The organism is Candidatus Hodarchaeum mangrovi (assembly GCF_975850365.1).
On sequence record NZ_CDLCQJ010000081.1, the window covers coordinates 1 to 3,785 of the forward strand.

Below are 3,785 nucleotides of genomic sequence, written 5' to 3' on the forward strand. Positions count from 1 at the left end.
ACTATTTTAGGAACAATAGGGATGCTATGATATTTCTAAAATCTCAATTAGAGAATGCTCAGATAGAAATTCTCATTAATTTACTCCCCAGTAGGCTTCTCACATCTTTAATTGAGCAGATCAATGCAAAAATAATATCAGGAATTTGGGTGGGTATCTATCTCCAAAAAGAAGATTTAAGTATTATTTCTTTACTAGATAAAAATATCAAAGCATTTTATCTTGATTCAGTTACTTTAAATTATGTAAATGTTGACAATAATCTATATCTTTCCTCCCAAATATTGATTGATCGGAAACGATTCATTGACATTGTTTATGATCCAAGGGGGAGCGATTGGATGCTATCCTCATTTATAGATCCTAATGTAGTAGAGGGAGTTAAGGTAGCAATTAGGCGAAGGGTGTACTATAATGCTTTTGATCTGGTAAATAAGAAAGAGAATGATTTCTCCGGGACCCTTCTTTCAATATTAAAAATTCGAGGAGCAGTTCCAAAATCTATTCTTTCTGAAGAACTGAAACTTAGTGGAGGGGAATTAAATAAAATATTACTATCTTTAATTAACAAAAACTTAATCAGGCTAGAGAAGGTCCAAAAAGGACGAGGACGACCACAGGAAATGATTATATTAATCTAAAATCAACAATAACTATTCTTAATGTAAAAAGAAATTTGTTTTTATTCTGAATTGTCAAAATTCTTATTTATCAGTGATAGTTAATGAAATAATTAGTTATTCATGTCTACATTGATGAAGAAGTTTATGAGTGACCCACTTGAATTAAACCCTAAACTGCTTAGATGCCTTTAATTTATTATTTTAAGAAAGATATAATTCATTCGAGTGCATGAAAGTATGCTAAGAACCAAATCGATATTAACAGAGGAAGAAATTCGCTCCAGCTTATCCAATGTATTAAGAGATGGAATAACCACCCAAATCATGCTGGTTTTAACAGGTGGAATATTCCTCATCTCCTATACACTAGATTTAGGTGGAAATAATGCAATTGTTGGCCTTATTGTGGCTATTCCCTCAATAACTCAACTTATTCAAATTCCAGGAATCATGCTTGTTGAAAGGTATCGAATTAGACGTAAAATTACTGTATTAGCAGCAGGACTCTCAAGATTATTTCTCCTCCCTATTGCTTTTATTCCCTTTATTCCTTTTGAATTTCGCATTCCAGTTCTCTTAATCATAATTACTTTTCATTATGGGATAGGTGCTATTGGAAATTGTAGCTGGGACTCTTGGATGAAAGATTTAATTCCAACGGAACAACTTGGTCGATTTTTCTCTCGTAGGATGACTTATGCAGTTGCATTTGGAATAGTTGTGAGTTTTTTTACCGGATTGGCAATTGATTATTGGAAAATGTATATTCCAGATCAAAAATTAATAATTTATTCCTTTTTATTCATCATTGGATTTATTGTAGGGACTATAGGAGTAATGATTGTTTCAACTATTTATGAACCTTCGATGACAGTTTCTACAGGAAAACCTCATATTAGGAAACTTCTGATAGCACCTCTTAATGATACTAATTTCCGACGACTACTCTTGTTTCTCATCCCTTGGAACTTTGCAATAAACCTTGCTGCTCCTTTTTTTGTTGTTTATATGATTAATATTCTATATATCGATCTTTTTCTTATTGTTATCCTTCAAGTATTGGCTCAAATTACAAATATTATCTTTTTTCGAATTTGGGGTAATATCATAGATAAATATAGTAATAAATCAGTTTTATTGATTGTTTGTCCTCTTTTCCTAGCAGGAATTGTTATTTGGTTGTTTACAACCGCCTCTAACTTTCTTTTAACATTAATAATATTAATCCTTATTCATCTCATTCTTGGGATCTCAACTGCAGGTATCAACTTAGCTACATTAAATATAGGGTTGAAGCTTGCTCCTAAAGGATCAGCTACTTCCTATTTGGCGGTCAGAAATATTTTAATCGCAATAGCTGCAGGTTTTGCACCTTTGATAGCAGGCATTTTTGCTGATCTACTCATTGAGGTTAGGTTGTCTTTTATCAACTATTTAGATGTTATTTTTATAATCGCGACTTTTGTTGGGGTAATTCCTCTGATTATATTAACAAGAGTTCAAGAATTTGGAGAAGTAAAAGAAATTACCGTTCTTCTTGAAGTAATAACACAGATGAAGAACTACTTTCGTCTTTTACCAGTTTCAGCTGGTGTTCGCCAAATAACCCACCTACCTTCAACGATATTTAGAAACAATAATAATTCGAAGAGTAAATATAAACGCAGAACTTAAGGAATGTTTAACTATTGATCAGGGAAAATAAATAACAGAAGTTTAAACAATCTTTCAAATTTTATTCTATACTATAAATTATTACTGATAAAATCATCACTAAGAATGGATTAAAAAGCATTATAACTTCCAAGCGATTTAGTTTGAGAGGTTCTGAAATGCAGATTATAACTGTTAAAGGCTATAATAAAAAAGTAGAAAATCATGTAATTGGATTTTTTTCCAAATAATTAAGGATTTCTTGAACTAAAGCTTCTTTCTGGGTTCTACGTTTTGTAAAGGATTTGAGGAAAATTCCATTCCGTTTTTCAATCGCATTTTTTAATGAATTTAATGTTCTAGCAGGGAAAAAAAGATATGTAGCAAAACCAATCACAGGTTTCCTCATTAAATTCTCGGGTAGTTTTGACTGTATTACTTGACGAATAGCAAATGCAGGTTTTTGACCGAATAAAATATACCCATGAACTGGTGTTCCAACTAAAATCAAATCTGCTTCCTCAAACTGAAGTGGTTTGACTGTTAATGCATGTTTGACAACAACAGTATGATCTAGAGCATCTAATCGTGATGCTAATTCATCAGTTACTTTTCTCGTGTGTCCTGATTCAGAGGCAAAAACAATGAGAATATTCAAAAGAATAGCCTCAAATTAACACTGTTTAGGAATACGATTCATACCACCAATTTTAGAATGGAAGTAATGGAAATTTATAAAACGTTTGAACCCTGGTATTAGTCTGTGGCCCATCATACATGACGATGCATATTTCATACCATTTTCTTCACATAAAGCAATAGCTTCTTCTGATTCTGTTCCAGGCATGAACCAGATTGCTGGTTTAGGGTTCAGAGTTACTGCTTCCTTTACAATCTCAACTGTTTTCTCTTTTTTATGAACCACAATAACTACATCAACAGGTTCTGGTAAAGCATTTAAAGATGGATAGGTGGGATCCCCCTCTACTGTCTTGGATTCAGGACATACCGCATAAACTTTCGCAACGCAATACCATGAATCGTCTGTTCCTGATTTAAACAATCTATAGCCTTTACTTGACAACCCTCCGCTAAAAGTTCCAGCAATTGCATATTTATTTTCGGTTGTAAACCCGTGATCTATTTCTACCATGCATTTTCACGTCTTTGGATTTTTACAGTTTATGTAAGGATTTTATATTCACTTTATTAGACCTTGGGTCTTATATTATAAGTATGTTAAATTAGTCAAATGAAATTATGACAAAATCCAATCTAGTACTAACTAATTTAAAGGAATTTTAAGAGATTAACTACTTGTTTATCAAAAAAGATTTTTTTATAAAAGGAGTGATGGTAAAATCTGTGGTGAAACACGATTTTAAAACATGTCAAGCTTTCTTCTGAGGATCTTATCAATTATTTAGCAAATTTAGCCACATTATCGGCTTTTACGTTTGTACCACTTTGGGGTAAGGAGTTAGGTCTAACTGATCCCGAAATCGCTGC

Annotated in this window: 4 protein-coding genes; 2 read left to right on the forward strand and 2 right to left on the reverse strand. The window is 32.4% G+C overall.

Annotated elements, in window-relative coordinates; genetic code table 11:
- Both ACWVCY_RS07785 and ACWVCY_RS07790 read left to right on the forward strand, forming a co-directional pair.
- On the forward strand, window positions 1-641 hold a 641-nt coding region (locus ACWVCY_RS07785), incomplete at its 5' end, for a hypothetical protein (protein ID WP_455141781.1).
- A 219-nt stretch (window positions 642-860) separates the two neighbouring features.
- Window positions 861-2,297 (forward strand): MFS transporter, encoded by a 1,437-nt coding sequence (locus ACWVCY_RS07790; RefSeq protein WP_455141783.1) that lies wholly within the window; start codon window positions 861-863, stop codon window positions 2,295-2,297.
- 202 nt (window positions 2,298-2,499) lie between these two features.
- On the opposite strand, the gene ACWVCY_RS07795 is transcribed toward ACWVCY_RS07790, so the two are convergent.
- Entirely contained in the window at window positions 2,500-2,934 is a 435-nt protein-coding gene (locus ACWVCY_RS07795; protein ID WP_455141785.1) for a flavodoxin family protein, read from the reverse strand.
- A gap of 15 nt (window positions 2,935-2,949) precedes the next feature.
- On the reverse strand, window positions 2,950-3,429 hold the full coding sequence (locus tag ACWVCY_RS07800; RefSeq protein ID WP_455141787.1) for a CoA-binding protein: 480 nt from the start codon (window positions 3,427-3,429) through the stop codon (window positions 2,950-2,952).
- Window positions 3,430-3,785 lie beyond the last annotated feature (356 nt).